This window comes from Bacillus cereus group sp. N8 (assembly GCF_016483685.1).
Classification (GTDB): Bacteria; Bacillota; Bacilli; order Bacillales; family Bacillaceae_G; genus Bacillus_A; species Bacillus_A proteolyticus.
The window spans coordinates 126,259-141,421 of record NZ_JAEHBK010000006.1 but is presented as its reverse complement, the minus strand read 5'-3'; the positions used below and the strand labels follow the sequence as shown (position 1 = coordinate 141,421).

Sequence of the window (15,163 nt, the reverse complement as noted above, 5' to 3'; positions counted from 1 at the left end):
AATAAACTAACAATATATTAGAAGGTCTTTTCATGAGTTGTGGCTTTTATTATGTAATACTTACAGAGTTTCGTAGACATTTCACCCCCCCTTCATTTTTAAAAAAATAGTGCAACTATTGATGTGCCCCTACGCTACCTATCCTCCCCAGAGGACAAATTTTATTTTTTGACAGGGGGGACTTAATATTATATGGTTAAGAACCAAACAATTTTTAAAGTTTACTTAAATGAAACATTACATATTTCTTCTGTTTTCGTATCAGATGAACTGAGAAATGCAATTTTAGAAAGTAATTTAAAAGGTTTTGAATTTGTAGAAGTATGGGATTCAGAAGCAGCCTTGTAAAATAAACTCCTAAATTGGAATAATGAAGAGCTAACTCTCACACAAATAAAACTACACAAATGAAAAAGCTACCGAAGACAACTAAACAGTTACTTCGAGTAGCTTTTATTTATATATATTAAAGTTATTTATTTTCCTCTTTTTGAACATATACATAAGCATCTTTCTGCTCTTTATGTATATCAACCTTCGTGTTCTCTGCAAGCTGACCCGCATTTAGCAAAGAAAAAATAATGAGCGCTTCTAGTGACATTTTGTTTTACCACTCCTTTCTATTTGTTATACGTTTATCATACCGCTTACATGTGATTTCCGTATGAACTCGAAAAGGAGATTACAACAAAAAGGTTACAGGAATATGAATGCACGCTATAATAACCATAAAATAGGAGGTGAATTCATTTTGACAATAAACCAAATGGTTCAACTCGGAAGTTCATTTATGCTGTTTATTACTTCAGCACTTATGAGTTGGTATCAGGGGAGTAATTTAATCGATTATCCTGATGAATGGAAATATAGCGCTAAGTTTACGAATTATTTTAAAGGCACCGTTTCAAATTACCAAGATATTTATCAAATCGATTTCTTTATATATGCGGCAAAATTTTATCCAACAGCATTTATCGTTATGCTAATTAGTTTACTTTATATACTTATATTAATTCTTTATATTCTATTTAAAAGAAAAGATCCGGCGATTTAAATCCATACATAAAAAACCCCGAATCATAAACTTTTCAGCCTACAATTCGGGGGATTATTTGTTATATATTCGTTTCTGATTAGTAACGAATTAAGAAATATTTCTTTTTACCGCGGCGAATGATTGTGAATTTGCCTTCGATGCGGTCGTTTTCTGTTACAACGTAGTCTAATGCTTGTGTACGCTCACCGTTTACGTAGATTGCGCCGTTCGTTACATCTTCACGTGCTTGACGTTTTGATGGAGAAATTTTGCTTTCTACAAGTAAGTCGATTAGTACTGTATCTTCTGCAGTGCGTTCTACAGATGGTACGTCTTTGAATCCTTGCTCGATTTCATTTGCAGTAAGTTCTGCTACAGAACCGCTGAATAATGCAGCTGAAATTTTAATCGCTTGCTCTAATGCTTCCTCGCCGTGAACAAGTTTTGTCATTTCAGAACCTAATGCTTTTTGTGCTGCACGTTTTTCTGGTGCTTCAGCTACTTGCTTCTCAAGCTCAAGAATTTCTTCATGAGATAAGAATGTGAAATATTTTAAGTATTTAACAACGTCACGGTCATCTGTGTTAATCCAGAATTGGTAGAACTCGTAAGGAGTTGTTTTCTCTGGGTCTAACCAAATTGCGCCGCCTTCTGTTTTACCAAACTTCGTACCGTCAGATTTTGTAACAAGTGGAATTGTTAAACCGAATGCTTTCGCATCTTCTTCTGATTTACGGATTAATTCAAGACCAGCTGTAATGTTACCCCATTGGTCACTACCACCGATTTGTAGGCGGCAATTATGGTTTTGGTATAAGTTTAAGAAGTCGTATGATTGTAAAATCATATAACTAAACTCAGTGAATGAAATACCAGTATCTAAACGAGAAGCTACTGTATCTTTTGCTAACATATAGTTTAAACCGAAGTTTTTACCGATATCGCGTAAGAATGAAATTACATCTAAGTTACCAAGCCAATCATAGTTGTTAGCCATTGTTGCTGGGTTGTCCACGTTTTCGAACTCTAAGAAGTTTGAAAGTTGGTTTTTAATGCTTTCTGTGTAGTAAGCAACTGTATCTTTCGTATTTAATGTACGCTCTGCTTTTTTACCACTTGGATCACCGATCATACCAGTTCCTCCGCCAACAAGTGCGATTGGTTGGTGACCAGCTAATTGGAAACGACGTAACATTAATACTGGTAACATATGACCGATGTGTAAGCTATCCGCTGTCGGGTCGAAACCACAGTATAATTTAACACTTTCTTTTTCTAATAATTGCTCAAGGCCCTTAGCATCTGTTTGTTGATTAATTAGACCGCGAAATTCAAGATCTTGTAAAATACCCATATCCTACATACTCTCCTTTAAGTTCATTACTGGCGTGAAGGTTGAAAACATAAAAAAATCGCCCCTTTAAATAAGGGACGATTTTGATTATCGCGTTACCACCCTAGTTGCAGGCAAAAAAAAGCCTACCACCTTATTTACATAACGGCTTAGCACCGTCTTTTCCCTTTTGAATACAATTCAATCGAAAAAAGATGCTCTAGGGGCGTAATTCGCGATCATCTATGTGCTGATTTTCACCGGCCATCAGCTCTCTAAAACAGGGAAATGATCACTACTTCTCCCTTTCCACGCTCAATTATTCATATACTTTTCTTTATACCATCATTTATATAGGCGTGTCAAATAAGGGCCGGATTTCTCTCCTTATCAATCCTTTACAACGCCATAAAGAGTATCGTAATAAGAGAAAGAATTGGAACACCAACTAATAACGATACATGAAACACAACCGATAAATCATTCCCAATCGTCGCCTCCACAGGATCTTTCGCTGGAGAACCAAGAAATCCGATTAATCGATCAAAGCGACTTACCGTTTTTGGAAAATCTGGTATTTCTACATGGTCACTATCTAAATGCTGCTGTAATTTATATTCACTCTTAAAGGGATTTTCGCTCAATTTCATCCACCTCCAACAATTGTTTCAATTTCTTTATTCCGTTATGAAGTCTCGATTTTACTGTTCCAATCGGAATGTTTAATATCTCTGCAATTTCTTTTTGCTGCATATCATGATAATAAGTAAGAATAAGGACAGCCCGCTGTTCTTCAGGAACTTTCAAAATTGCCTCTCTTACTGTGAGCCGATCTTCGTGAGAAAATTCTTTTTCCTGAATCGGTACTAAAAATGGCAAAAGCGTACGCCACTTTTTTCTTCTATTTAATTTATTAATCACAAGCCGATAACCGATTTGAAATAAATACGTTTTAATTTTTCCTTTTTCAGGTTCATACATATGTTTCTTACGCTCTAGCGTCAAAAACGTATCTTGCACGAGGTCGATACTTAATTGTTCATCTCGGTTAAATCGATATAAAAATGTGTATAGCGCTGGTTTGATTAAAACATATAGTTTTTCCCCAGCCTGCTTATCTCCCTTTTGGTACGCAAGCATGAGCTCTTCCTCAATCCCAATCTGCGCCATGATTTTTGATCTCCTTTATTCCTTTTAACGTTAACGAAATGCGGGAAATTAAATATACACTTGCGACAATAATCCACGCTTGTGATTGAAGCGTAAAAAATTGAACATATGAGTTTTGTATTGTATGACCACTTAACACTAAAATATTTAATGCTTGCACACATATGCATGCATACACTGCAAGACAAGCCGAAATCGTATCAAATACATTCCAGCGAAAATACACTTTTGTTTTTGTAAAATCAATTTTATATCCTTTTTTTCGTACTATATGTTTTCTATCAAACGGAATAATGATTGAAAACATAACAATCATTATGACTCCAACTGTAATCATTGAAACTTTAAATCCAATTGGTATTGGTAATAACAGACCACAAGAAAATACGACGATAATTCCGATTAAAGCAAAAGTAAGAAGTAACTTATTAGACATATAAAAGCCTCCCTCATCTATTCTTTCATAAATGTATACAGACGAGGAAGGCAATGCGTTCAAATATTATTTTATTTTTTTTATAATTTTTGCAGGATTCCCGCCAACTACTACATTATCAGGCACATCTTTCGTTACAACGGCTCCAGATGCGATAACTGCATTGTCTCCAATTGTTACACCTGGATTAATAATCGCTCTTCCGCCAATCCATACGTTATCACCAATTGTAACTGGTTTTCCGTATTCTGACCCACTTATGCGCTCTACCGGATCAAGCGGGTGTGTTGCTGTATAAATGTGAACACCTGGAGCTAACATACAGTTCACTCCAATTGTTACTGGGCATACATCTAAAATCGTACAATCAAAATTCGCGTAAAAATTTTCGCCAACGTGAATGTTGTAACCGTAATCACATCTAAAAGAAGATTCAAGATGAATATTGTCTCCTGTCGTTCCGAATAATTCTTTTATGATTTCGCTACGCTCTTTTAATTGCACTTCTGACGTATCATTGAATTTTCTCGTTAATACACGTGCTTGCGCTCTCTCTCGTACTAAAACTGGATCAGCCGGTATGTACATTTCTCCTAATATCATCTTTTCTTTTTCTGTTTTCATCCCACTATCCCCTTTAACTCGTATATATAAGTTTATGATACCATAAAAAAAGAAAGGTCTGAACGTTTTTCGTTCAGACCTTTCTCTCTTAATCTTCCATCGTCGATAAGTCACCTGTTGGTAAATTTAACTCCCACGCCTTTAATACGCGGCGCATAATTTTACCACTTCTCGTTTTCGGTAATTTATCTCTAAATTCAATTTGTCTTGGCGCTGAATGAGCTGCTAGGCCTTTTTTTACAAATTGACGAATCTCTTCTTTTAATTCTTCTGATGGCTCGTATCCTGCTCGAAGCGCGATAAATGCTTTAATGATTTCGCCGCGAACCGGATCAGGAATACCGATTACACCAGCCTCTGCAACAGCAGCATGCTCAATTAGTTTACTTTCTACTTCAAAAGGTCCAACGCGCTCACCTGACGTCATAATTACATCGTCAATACGTCCTTGGAACCAGAAGTATCCATCCTCGTCCATATATGCAGAGTCACCTGATACGTACCAATCGCCCGGCATAAAGTAAGACTCATACTTTTGCTTGTTATTCCAGATCCCGCGCATCATAGCTGGCCAACCTTTACCAATTGCTAAGTTACCCATTGTGTATGGAGGTACTTCATTTCCTTCATTATCAACAATCGCTGCTTTCACACCTGGAATTGGTTTACCCATTGAACCTGGACGGATTTCCATACAAGGGTAGTTACAAATAACTTGTCCACCTGTTTCTGTCATCCACCACGTATCATGAATACGAAGTCCAAATGCGTTCATACCCCAGCGAATTACTTCTGGATTTAACGGCTCACCAACGCTTAATACGTGGCGCACTTGTGATAAATCATATTTTTTAATTGCGTCTTGTCCAGCTCCCATTAACATACGGAACGCTGTTGGTGCGCTATACCAAACTGTTACACCGTAATCTTGCAGTGCTTCATACCACGCTTCTGGACTAAATCTCCCGCCTAAAATAACATTTGATGCCCCTACTAACCACGGTGCGAAAATACCGTAAGCTGTTCCAGTTACCCAGCCTGGGTCAGCTGTACACCAATATACATCATCTTCTTTTAAGTCCAGTACCCACTTCGCAGTTTGATAGTGCTGAACCATTGCGTTTTGTGCATGAAGGACACCTTTTGGCTTACCAGTAGAGCCAGATGTGTAATGAAGGATTAAACCGTCTTCACGGCCTAACCATTCGATATGTAATTCTTTTGAAGCTTGTTCAAATAAAGGATTGAACGCTACAAGTTTACCACCTTCTTCTGCATTGTCTCCAACAAGGAAGACAGTTTTTAAAGCTGGTAAATCATTTAATGGTATGCGCTCTAACAATTCAGGAGTTGTAATTAACACCTTTGCTTCGCTATCTTCTAAACGATCGCGAACTGCACCTTCCATAAATGCTTCAAATAATGGTCCAACAATTGCCCCTAATTTCACTGCACCTAAAAGTGCAAAATATAATTCTGGGGAACGTGGCATAAAAATAAAAACGCGATCGCCTTTCTCAACATCGCCATAGTTTTTCAGGACATTTCCTGCTTTATTAGAAAAATCCTTCATTTCCTTAAATGTATATTTCTCTTTTCGCGATCCATCTTGATAATAAAGTGCCACTTTATTCTTTCGATCGGATTTCGCATGCTTATCAATTGCCTCATACGCCATATTCACTCGGCCTGTTTCATTCCAAGTAAAATTTTTATTAACCTCTTCCCAGTTAAAATTCGCGTATGCCTCTTCATAATTCGGCAAATTATTTTCTCCTTTAATGACAGGAAGCGTTTCCACTTTCATACTTTACATCCCCCTCCTATGTATTCTATTATCTATTATAATGATATTATTTAAAATTTTCAGTATATTTGTTGATTTTTAGACAAATTTTTAATGACAAAATTCGATTCACATCGCATATATTATAAAGTACGATATTAATAGATTCACAAACCCTCAAGGTGGTGAGCAATAAATTGATTCATAAAAAAATATATAATGCCAGAAACTTAAAAACAGCGAAAGGCACTTTAATTATTGAAGGTCCTGTCTCTACACATAATCTTGAAATGTATGAATTCCATCCAGACTTAATTGCGTTTCGTCCTGCCGAGCAGCAATATAAAGCAATTGTCGAAATTTCTAAGTTACCAGAAGCTCGTCTCATTATTGCTAGACATGACCAAACGATTGTTGGATATGTTACATACTTGTATCCTGATCCGCTCGAGCGATGGTCAGAAGGAAAGATTGAAAACTTAATTGAACTTGGTGCGATTGAAGTTGTCCCAGCCTTTCGCGGTTGCTCTGTCGGAAAAAACTTATTAGAAGTTTCAATGATGGACGATCATATGGAAGATTACATTATATTAACGACTGAATATTATTGGCACTGGGATTTAAAACAAACAGGCTTAAATGTTTGGGAATACCGAAAAGTAATGGAAAAAATGATGAATGCCGGTGGTTTACAATGGATGGCTACAGACGATCCTGAAATTTGTTCACACCCCGCTAACTGTTTAATGGTTCGCATCGGCAAACGCGTCGATACGGATTCCATTCAAGCATTCGATCGTCTACGTTTTCACAATCGTTTTATGTACTAATAAAGGGGGCAACTGGAATGATTGTAGAAGAAATTATGAATCAAAAAGTAGTGACACTACATCCAAACGATACAATTGAAACAGCAATCCGAACAATACGCACGAAAGGCATTCGGCACATTCCAATTGTCGATCAAAACAATCATGTCGTAGGCATTATTTCTGATCGGGATGTAAGAGATGCAAGTCCGTCTATTTTAGATGAACAAGTTTCACTCGATATGCTGAAGCAACCACTTGAACTTATTATGAAACATCCTGTTATGACTTGCCATCCTCTTGATTTCGTTGAGGAAATTGCTACGTTATTTTTTGAAAATAAAATTGGCTGTCTCCCTGTTACAAAGGCTGGGAAGTTAGTTGGAATCATTTCTGAATCTACGGTCTTGCACACGTTAGTGAAATTAACAGGAGCACATCAACCAAGTTCACAAATTGAAATTCAAGTAAAAAATGAACCTGGTATTCTCGGAAAAGTCGTTGCTATTTTTAGTGATTTACAAATAAATATCGTGAGCGTTCTCGTCTACCCAGCAAAAGATGAGAATGATAAAGTACTCGTTTTCCGCATTCAAACGATGAATCCGCTAAAAGTGATTGATGCACTTGAAGCAGAAGGCTACCGCGTATTATGGCCGAACATTATGGGGATGCAAGCATGAGTAGCGCGTTTATTTATTCGGATGACTTTCGGGGCTATTCGTTTAGCCCTGATCATCCTTTTAACCAACTGCGCGTCACACTTACGTATGATTTATTACAAAAGAGCGGTTTTATCTCTCCCTCTCAAGTCATCCCGCCACGGATGGCTACAGATGAAGAGATTGCCTACGTCCATACAGAGGAGTACATAAATGCGGTAAAACGTGCTGGAGAAGGTAAGTTAGAAAAATCGATTGCGATGACATATGGACTCGGAACAGAAGATACACCGATGTTTCCAAATATGCACGAAGCAAGTGCGTTACTCGTTGGCGGTACGTTAACAGCTGTTGACGCTGTTCTTTCCGGAAAAGTAAAGCACGCCCTCAATCTAGGCGGCGGCTTACACCATGGCTTCCGCGGTAAAGCTTCTGGCTTTTGCATTTATAACGATAGTTCCATCGCAATGAAATATATACAGAAAAAATATGGTTTACGCGTCCTATATATCGATACAGATGCTCATCACGGTGATGGTGTACAGTGGTCTTTTTATGACGATCCTAACGTATGCACTATTTCACTACATGAAACTGGGCGCTATTTATTCCCTGGAACTGGCGCTGTAAATGAACGCGGACAAGGTAATGGCTATAGTTATTCTTTTAACGTTCCACTCGATGCTTTTACAGAAGACGAATCGTTTTTAGAGTCATATCGAACTGTCGTAAAAGAAGTTGCAGCATACTTTAAACCGGATATTATTTTAACGCAAAATGGCGCTGACGCACATTATTATGATCCACTTACACACCTTTGCGCGACGATGAATATTTACCGTGAAATACCGAAGCTCGCTCGCGAAATCGCCAATGAATATTGCGACGGTCGCTGGATCGCTGTCGGCGGCGGTGGCTATGACCACTGGCGCGTCGTCCCAAGAGCTTGGGCACTTATTTGGCTCGAAATGAACAACATCCAAAACATCTCAGGTTATCTCCCTCCAGAATGGATTGACGCTTGGAAAGGACAAGCCGAAACAGAACTTCCCCTCACATGGGAAGACCCAGACAACATGTATAAACCTATCCCCCGTAAACCAGAAATTGAAGAAAAGAACGCATTAACTGTAGCGAAATCCCTTGAAATTATTCGGAATAATATGACAAAATCTTTATACTAAACAAAAAGGAGGCTCGTTTTTGAACAGCCTCCTTTTATTTATTGTCGGTTTCTGTCGGTAAGTCGATATATTTTAATAATCGCTGATATATTTTGAGTTGCGCCGATATATTTTGAGATTCGCTGATATATTTTCATTTCATAACAGTCTGTCCCAATTTTTATGAGGAAAGGTCGTGATATTATGTGGACACAACAAATAATTAACACGAAACGCGGCGCATTCGAACTCTTTACAAAAGGAAATGGCGAACCGCTTTGCATTACACACCACTATTCACAATTCAATGAAACTGGAGATTACTTTGCGGATGTTTTCACTACCACGCATCGTGTATTCCTCATTAATTTACGAGACGCTGGTAACTCTGCAAAAGCCCAGTCAGAAAATGAATTAAGTATGATTGAAACCATTCACGACTTAGAAGCAATAAGAGAAGCTTTACAACTTCCAACATGGCATTTCGCTGGTCATTCAACAGGCGGTATGCTTGGACTTTTATATGCCATTACATATCCTACTTCCTTGCAATCATTAGTTATCGTCGGAGCCGCAGCAAGTAACTATACGGAAACACCATTTTGTATTTATCACCCGGAACATCCTCAGTTTCATTATATGCAACAGCTCATCGAAACCTTAAAAAGCCCTCACCTTACAAGTGAAGAACGGAAAGAACTATCTACTAAGAGAACAAAATTATCATTGTATAAACCAGAAAACTATAACTCTTATTTTTGTAAACCAATCATAAAAACAATGTCAGCTAGTCGGATGAATGCTTTTTCTCATGAATATCCAGCATTTGATTTACGAGAATATTTACCTTTCATCCAAACAAAGACACTTATTATATGCGGAAGACATGATGTACAGTGCCCGATTCAGTATTCTATCGAGATGCATGGGGGCATACTTAATTCTATTTTTGTGACATTTGAAGAGAGTAATCATTATCCTTTTTTAGAAGAAGCTACTCATTTTACTTCTACTACTCAAACATTTTATAAATCCTTACGCCACCGTCATTATTAAAGAACTCTAAACAATGACAAAAAGCTCACAGCCTCTACAAGACTATGAGCTTTTTCAAAAGAAATATTTCACACTAGTAACAACTAAAAGAAGAACAGAAAAAACCACTAAGCCTAAATCAATATATACTGCCTTTTTATCTCCTTCTTTTAAACTTATCATAAAACTAGAAATTATTTTAATTCAAAAAAAGACTATCATAAATACCCCACCGAAATGATCATTCGTATAATCGTCATCATAAAACATTTGTATCGCACCTATTAATAATAAAACAAGTATAATATTAATCCCGATTCTTAAAGCCTTGTTTGATTTACTATCTTTTAATATATCTCCCAAAATATAGCACGCCCTCTCATGCTCTCCTATGTTTTATCTCTCTTTATATGTTAACACGAATTACCTATTATTTCCTTTTCGTTCGAATAACATAAAAAAACCTGCCAATTACTCGGCAGGTTCATTACACGTTAAAACGATAACCAGCTCCCCACACTGTTTCAATATATTGCGGGTGAGCAGGGTCTCTTTCAATTTTTTCACGTAGCTTTCTTATATGCACAACAACCGTTGCTAAATCGCCAGCTGAGTCTAATCCCCAAATACGTTCAAATAACTGTTCTTTATTTAACACTTGGTTTGGATGCATTACAAAAAAGGTTAATAAATCAAATTCCTTCGTTGTAAACGCGATTTCTTCATTGTTTATAAAAACTTTCCTTGCTCGTTGATCGATAGAGATTCCATGTATATATAGCGTATCACGTTGCTTACTTATATTTCCTGATAATCTTTCATAACGAGAAATATGTGCTTTTACCCTTGCGACTAATTCACTTGGACTAAACGGTTTCGTTATATAATCATCCGCACCTAATCCGAGTCCGCGAATTTTATCTATATCTTCCTTCTTGGCTGAAACAAGTAAAATCGGAATATCTTTTACAGCACGTATTTGTTTACAAATTTCGAATCCATTCATCTTCGGAAGCATAATATCTAAAATAATTAAATCATAGTCTTCTTGCAGGGCCATTTGTAAACCTACTTCTCCTGAATGCTCTACATCAACTTGAAAATCACTAATTTCTAAATAATCTCGCTGTAATTCTGCAATACTTATTTCATCTTCTACTAGTAAAATTCTCTTCATTCTACTCACCACATTCCTGTACTTTTTTCAATGAGAAGAAAATACTTGTACCTTCCCCAAGTTTACTTTCCGCCCAAATTTCCCCGCCATGTTCTTCAACAATTTGCTTCGCTATCGCTAAACCAAGTCCACTTCCACCTGTGCTAGAATTTCGCGATTGCTCTGCACGATAAAACCGCTCAAATATATACGGCAGCGTATCAGTTTCTATACCTGACCCATTGTCCATTACTTTCACAATGACTTTATTGCTATCACTCGATACTGTTACAGTAATTTTCTTTTCTTCTTTATCCATGTATTTCACACTATTATGAATTAAATTTGATATCACTCTATTGATCTTTTCGCAATCAGCCGTTACATATAGTGGTGATGCATGTAATTGTAAGTTAACTTCTATACCTTCTTTACTTAAATCCATCTGCATCTCTTCTATTAATTCCTGCATAAACATATTTAATTCAACCGTTTCAAACTGAAAGGGAACTCGGTTCAAATCAAGCTTCGAAAATAAAAATAGTTCATCAATGAGTGTATCCATATGTCTTGCTTTCGTATGGATAGTCGTTAAGTACTTATCCATTTTTTCAGGTGTATTTGCTACCCCGTCCTTTATTCCTTCCACATATCCGATAATAGATGTAATTGGTGTTTTCAAGTCATGAGAGATGTTTGAAATGAGCTCTTTTCGATTTTCTTCATACTGCGTTTGTACTTCAATCGATTCTTTTAACCTCTTCCTCATTTCCTCAAACCCTTGATTTAATTGTCCTATTTCATCGTGCGATGTAACTGGCATTTGAAAATCTAAATTTCCTTCTTTAATCTTCTCAGTCGCATCTTTCAATACAAAGATTGGCTTTATTACACTTCTTGAGACGAGATAACTTAATAATCCAATAAGCAAAATGGCTAACAGTAAAAGTGATACGAACAAAATTGGAAATAATTTTTGCGTAAGATCTACAAATGAACTTTGCTTTTTTAATACAAATATACTCCCTTCTTCTTCCTGAGGAAAATAAAAATCAAACTTTACATATCGATAAAATGTATCGCCTAGTTCCGTTGTACCACGACTATTAATATTTGCTGATTCAAATTTCGGAAGAGCTTCTTTTAAAGAAACACTTTCAAATACGTTTGAAGCATATGAAAGTGTTTCTCCTTTTCTTACAACTATTTTCACACCATCTTTTTCTATTGCCGACACAAACGACTCATCTAACAATTGAGATTGATGCTGTTTGGCGGCTGACTTCAACTCAAGATAGGCATTCTCTTCTTCTGGTGTAAGCGGCTTTTGAATGTAAGAACTTTTATAGAAATTTTTCACTGCTTCCAAGTCACCTGTTATCGAAAAAACGATTAAAAATCCCGCGACTAATATAAGCGTAATAGAAACGAAAATGACAGCGATATAAGAAAATAAAAACCTTGTTTTAATAGACATCATTTATATCCTCACTTTACCCCGCTATTTGCGGGCAGTCCGATTGTTTCAACTAATAATCAGCGGGGGATGAACCCTCCCCACTGATTAAAGTTTCACTTTACCCATCCTTCATATTCATAAGCATAAAAATATATTTTCAAATACTCAAGCGATTTTATAGTAATTTTAGCGTCAGTTTATAAAAATTTAATGTTCTTATTCTACAGTTGAAATTAGGAGGTTGAAATTCCATGTTCAAAAAAACATTAAGCATGATATGTTGCGTAATTTTTTTACAAGGTTGCTCGCAAGAACAAGAAGTTAAAAAGGAGATGACAAACATGGAAACAGCACTACTAGCAGCTACTGAGAAACAGGAAACAAACACTGTTATATCATTGCTCAAAAAAGGGGCTGACATAAATATAACGGACAATAAAGGACATACCCCTCTTATGATTGCTACATACAAAAATGATGTAAAAACCGCAAAAGCGCTTATCGAATCTGGTGCTGACGTAAATATCCAAGATGATATGAAAAACAATCCCTTTCTATACGCCGGTGCAGAAGGTTATTTGGATATTTTAAAACTAACGATTGATGCCGGCGCAGATCCATCGCTTACGAATCGTTACGGCGGAACAGCTCTTATTCCCGCATCAGAACATGGCTATATTGATGTTATAAAAGAGCTCCTCACTCGAACAAATATTAATGTAAACCATGTAAATAATCTCGGATGGACCGCCTTAATGGAAGCTATCGTACTAAGTGACGGAGATGAAACGCAACAACAAGTCATTCGCCTTCTAATTGAACATGGCGCTGATGTAAATATTCCAGACAACGATGGTGTTAGCCCGCTAGAGCATGCTCAGGCTCATAATTTTGAAGAGATAGAGAAGATTTTATTAGAGGGATAGAAGTAATCCTACTTTTTGCCTTCCTCCCCCACCCTATGCTACATTTAAGCCGTTACCTCAATATTGATAGGGTGGGAATAAACATGAACAAACCTAAAATCGGGATGATTGGCCTTGGAAGTATTGCACAAAAAGCTTACCTCCCAACACTTACAAATGAAACAAACTGGAATTTTGTAGGGGCATTTACACCTAATGCAGAGAAAAGAAAACAAATTTGCCAGCAATACCGTATTCAAGACTTTCATTCTATGGAAACATTAGCTTCTGAATGTGATGCAATTTTCGTTCATAGTTCAACTGCTACACATTATGAAATCGTTTCCGAACTTCTAAAAAAAGGAATCGATGTTTATGTTGATAAGCCGCTAGCAGCTACAGTGGAACAAGCTGAGAAACTAGTCGAGTTGAGCGAAAAGTATAACCGAAAGTTAATGGTCGGATTTAATCGCCGATTCGTTCCTATGTACGTTGCTGCCAAAAAGCAAGCTAATGATATTTCATGGATTCGAATTGAAAAGCACCGCACAAATAAAGTGGGGCCATATTCGTACGACTTTACTATGTTAGATGATTACTTACATATTGTAGATACTGCTCGCTGGTTAGCTAATGATGACCTTAACGTCGTTCACAATATGATGCAAATCAATGAAAAGAATGAACTTCTTTACGGGCATCATACATATACAACTGCAAACGGGCTCTTACTCTCTACAGCCATGCACCGTCATGCAGGTACAAACTTAGAACAAATTGAACTTGTAACGACAGGAAAAATCATTCGTGTAAAAAATATGAATACATTTGAAGTTGAAGAAGAAAACTCTGTTTCACAAAGCGGTTCTCCGTCATGGGAAACGACATTAAAGCAGCGCGGTTTTGAAGATGCTGTTCATCATTTTATTGACTGTGTACATGGAGATACGAAACCGTTAGTAGATGGGGCAGAAGGATTAAAAACGCAGCAAATGCTACAATCTTTATTAGATGATGTAAACAAAAATTAAAACGGATACATTTTTCAGAATTTACTTTCATTCCCATTTCCCCTTTATTTCTCTTCCAAATTTCTATAGAATATGTTGATAGGAATTATAAATTTCATAATGAATCGTGGAAAGGGTGGGATTGACACATGTGGAACGAGTTTAAAAAATTCGCGTTCAAAGGGAATGTAATTGATTTAGCTGTCGGGGTTGTAATCGGTGCTGCATTCGGTAAAATCGTTAGTTCTTTAGTAAAAGATATCATCACACCATTACTTGGTATGGTATTAGGCGGTGTTGACTTTACAGATTTAAAACTTACATTTGGTAAGTCATCTATTATGTATGGTAACTTCATCCAGACTATTTTTGATTTCTTAATTATTGCAGCTGCTATCTTTATGTTTGTTAAAGTTTTCAACAAACTAACATCTAAAAGAGAAGAAGAAGAAAAGACAGAAAAAATTCCAGAACCAACAAAAGAAGAAGTTCTTCTTGGCGAAATTCGCGACTTACTAAAACAACAAAACTCTTCTAAAGATAGAGCATAATTGAACGGACAAAAGGCATGCCCCTAAG

At 36.7% G+C, this 15,163-nt stretch carries 17 protein-coding genes, 2 pseudogenes and 1 other annotated feature; of the genes and pseudogenes, 9 read left to right on the top strand and 10 right to left on the bottom strand.

The features are described 5' to 3' along the window. Positions 1-192: 192 nt before the first annotated feature. A pseudogene (locus tag JDS80_RS12165) lies at positions 193-348 on the top strand (imm11 family protein); the annotation flags it as partial. Positions 349-472: 124 nt separating this feature from the next. On the opposite strand, the gene JDS80_RS12160 reads toward JDS80_RS12165, so the two are convergent. Then, positions 473-601 (bottom strand): hypothetical protein, encoded by a 129-nt coding sequence (locus JDS80_RS12160; protein ID WP_002112286.1) that lies wholly within the window; start codon positions 599-601, stop codon positions 473-475. 105 nt (positions 602-706) lie between these two features. Here JDS80_RS12160 and JDS80_RS12155 point away from each other — a divergent pair, with 105 nt between their 5' ends. After that, positions 707-1,054: a YjdJ family protein gene (locus JDS80_RS12155; RefSeq protein ID WP_199638600.1), complete on the top strand. Its 348-nt coding sequence runs from the start codon at positions 707-709 to the stop codon at positions 1,052-1,054. A gap of 79 nt (positions 1,055-1,133) precedes the next feature. On the opposite strand, the gene tyrS is transcribed toward JDS80_RS12155, so the two are convergent. The 6 genes from tyrS to acsA all read right to left on the bottom strand — a co-directional run bounded on the left by tyrS (position 1,134) and on the right by acsA (position 6,406). After that, on the bottom strand, positions 1,134-2,390 hold the full coding sequence (tyrS, locus tag JDS80_RS12150; protein WP_199638598.1) for a tyrosine--tRNA ligase: 1,257 nt from the start codon (positions 2,388-2,390) through the stop codon (positions 1,134-1,136). A gap of 70 nt (positions 2,391-2,460) precedes the next feature. Then, positions 2,461-2,690: a binding site (T-box leader), on the bottom strand. A 77-nt stretch (positions 2,691-2,767) separates the two neighbouring features. Next, complete coding sequence (locus tag JDS80_RS12145) at positions 2,768-3,013, bottom strand: hypothetical protein (protein ID WP_029443419.1); 246 nt, start codon at positions 3,011-3,013, stop codon at positions 2,768-2,770. Beyond that, the gene (locus JDS80_RS12140; RefSeq protein ID WP_199638596.1) at positions 2,994-3,539 is read right to left on the bottom strand and encodes an RNA polymerase sigma factor; all 546 of its coding nucleotides are present in this window, start codon (positions 3,537-3,539) and stop codon (positions 2,994-2,996) included. The genes JDS80_RS12145 and JDS80_RS12140 overlap by 20 nt, the downstream gene beginning before the upstream one ends. Beyond that, a complete protein-coding gene (locus JDS80_RS12135) occupies positions 3,520-3,975 on the bottom strand; it encodes a hypothetical protein (RefSeq protein ID WP_071748337.1) in 456 nt (151 codons plus the stop codon). The genes JDS80_RS12140 and JDS80_RS12135 overlap by 20 nt, the downstream gene beginning before the upstream one ends. 66 nt (positions 3,976-4,041) lie before the next feature. Beyond that, positions 4,042-4,599 carry a maltose acetyltransferase domain-containing protein gene (locus JDS80_RS12130; RefSeq protein ID WP_199638594.1) on the bottom strand — a complete coding sequence of 186 codons (558 nt, stop codon included), beginning with the start codon at positions 4,597-4,599 and terminating at the stop codon, positions 4,042-4,044. 88 nt (positions 4,600-4,687) lie between these two features. Further along, entirely contained in the window at positions 4,688-6,406 is a 1,719-nt protein-coding gene (gene acsA, locus JDS80_RS12125) for an acetate--CoA ligase (protein WP_199638592.1), read from the bottom strand. A gap of 176 nt (positions 6,407-6,582) precedes the next feature. On the opposite strand from acsA, the gene acuA reads away from it, so the two are divergent. The 4 genes from acuA to JDS80_RS12105 all read left to right on the top strand — a co-directional run bounded on the left by acuA (position 6,583) and on the right by JDS80_RS12105 (position 10,075). Next, the gene (gene acuA, locus JDS80_RS12120) at positions 6,583-7,215 is read left to right on the top strand and encodes an acetoin utilization protein acetyltransferase AcuA (protein ID WP_002112293.1); all 633 of its coding nucleotides are present in this window, start codon (positions 6,583-6,585) and stop codon (positions 7,213-7,215) included. Between the two features lie 17 nt (positions 7,216-7,232). Next, a complete protein-coding gene (locus tag JDS80_RS12115; protein ID WP_071748340.1) occupies positions 7,233-7,877 on the top strand; it encodes an acetoin utilization AcuB family protein in 645 nt (214 codons plus the stop codon). Continuing rightward, positions 7,874-9,040: an acetoin utilization protein AcuC gene (gene acuC, locus JDS80_RS12110; RefSeq protein ID WP_199638590.1), complete on the top strand. Its 1,167-nt coding sequence runs from the start codon at positions 7,874-7,876 to the stop codon at positions 9,038-9,040. Before JDS80_RS12115 ends, acuC begins: the two co-directional genes overlap by 4 nt. Before the next feature lie 162 nt (positions 9,041-9,202). Next, on the top strand, positions 9,203-10,075 hold the full coding sequence (locus tag JDS80_RS12105; RefSeq protein WP_199638589.1) for an alpha/beta fold hydrolase: 873 nt from the start codon (positions 9,203-9,205) through the stop codon (positions 10,073-10,075). A gap of 54 nt (positions 10,076-10,129) precedes the next feature. On the opposite strand, the pseudogene JDS80_RS12100 reads toward JDS80_RS12105, so the two are convergent. From JDS80_RS12100 to JDS80_RS12090, 3 genes and pseudogenes are all read right to left on the bottom strand, one after another. After that, positions 10,130-10,417 (bottom strand): annotated as a pseudogene (locus JDS80_RS12100) (hypothetical protein). A 124-nt stretch (positions 10,418-10,541) separates the two neighbouring features. Further along, a complete protein-coding gene (locus tag JDS80_RS12095) occupies positions 10,542-11,231 on the bottom strand; it encodes a response regulator transcription factor (protein ID WP_071748343.1) in 690 nt (229 codons plus the stop codon). Between the two features lies 1 nt (position 11,232). After that, positions 11,233-12,687, bottom strand: coding sequence for a sensor histidine kinase (locus tag JDS80_RS12090; RefSeq protein ID WP_199638588.1), 1,455 nt, complete (start codon positions 12,685-12,687; stop codon positions 11,233-11,235). Between the two features lie 233 nt (positions 12,688-12,920). On the opposite strand from JDS80_RS12090, the gene JDS80_RS12085 reads away from it, so the two are divergent. From JDS80_RS12085 to mscL, 3 genes are all read left to right on the top strand, one after another. Then, positions 12,921-13,595 carry an ankyrin repeat domain-containing protein gene (locus tag JDS80_RS12085; RefSeq protein WP_199638587.1) on the top strand — a complete coding sequence of 225 codons (675 nt, stop codon included), beginning with the start codon at positions 12,921-12,923 and terminating at the stop codon, positions 13,593-13,595. 83 nt (positions 13,596-13,678) lie between these two features. Continuing rightward, entirely contained in the window at positions 13,679-14,605 is a 927-nt protein-coding gene (locus tag JDS80_RS12080; RefSeq protein ID WP_199638585.1) for a Gfo/Idh/MocA family protein, read from the top strand. Between the two features lie 128 nt (positions 14,606-14,733). Next, positions 14,734-15,135, top strand: coding sequence for a large-conductance mechanosensitive channel protein MscL (mscL, locus tag JDS80_RS12075; protein ID WP_071771070.1), 402 nt, complete (start codon positions 14,734-14,736; stop codon positions 15,133-15,135). The last annotated feature ends 28 nt before the right edge of the window (positions 15,136-15,163 follow it).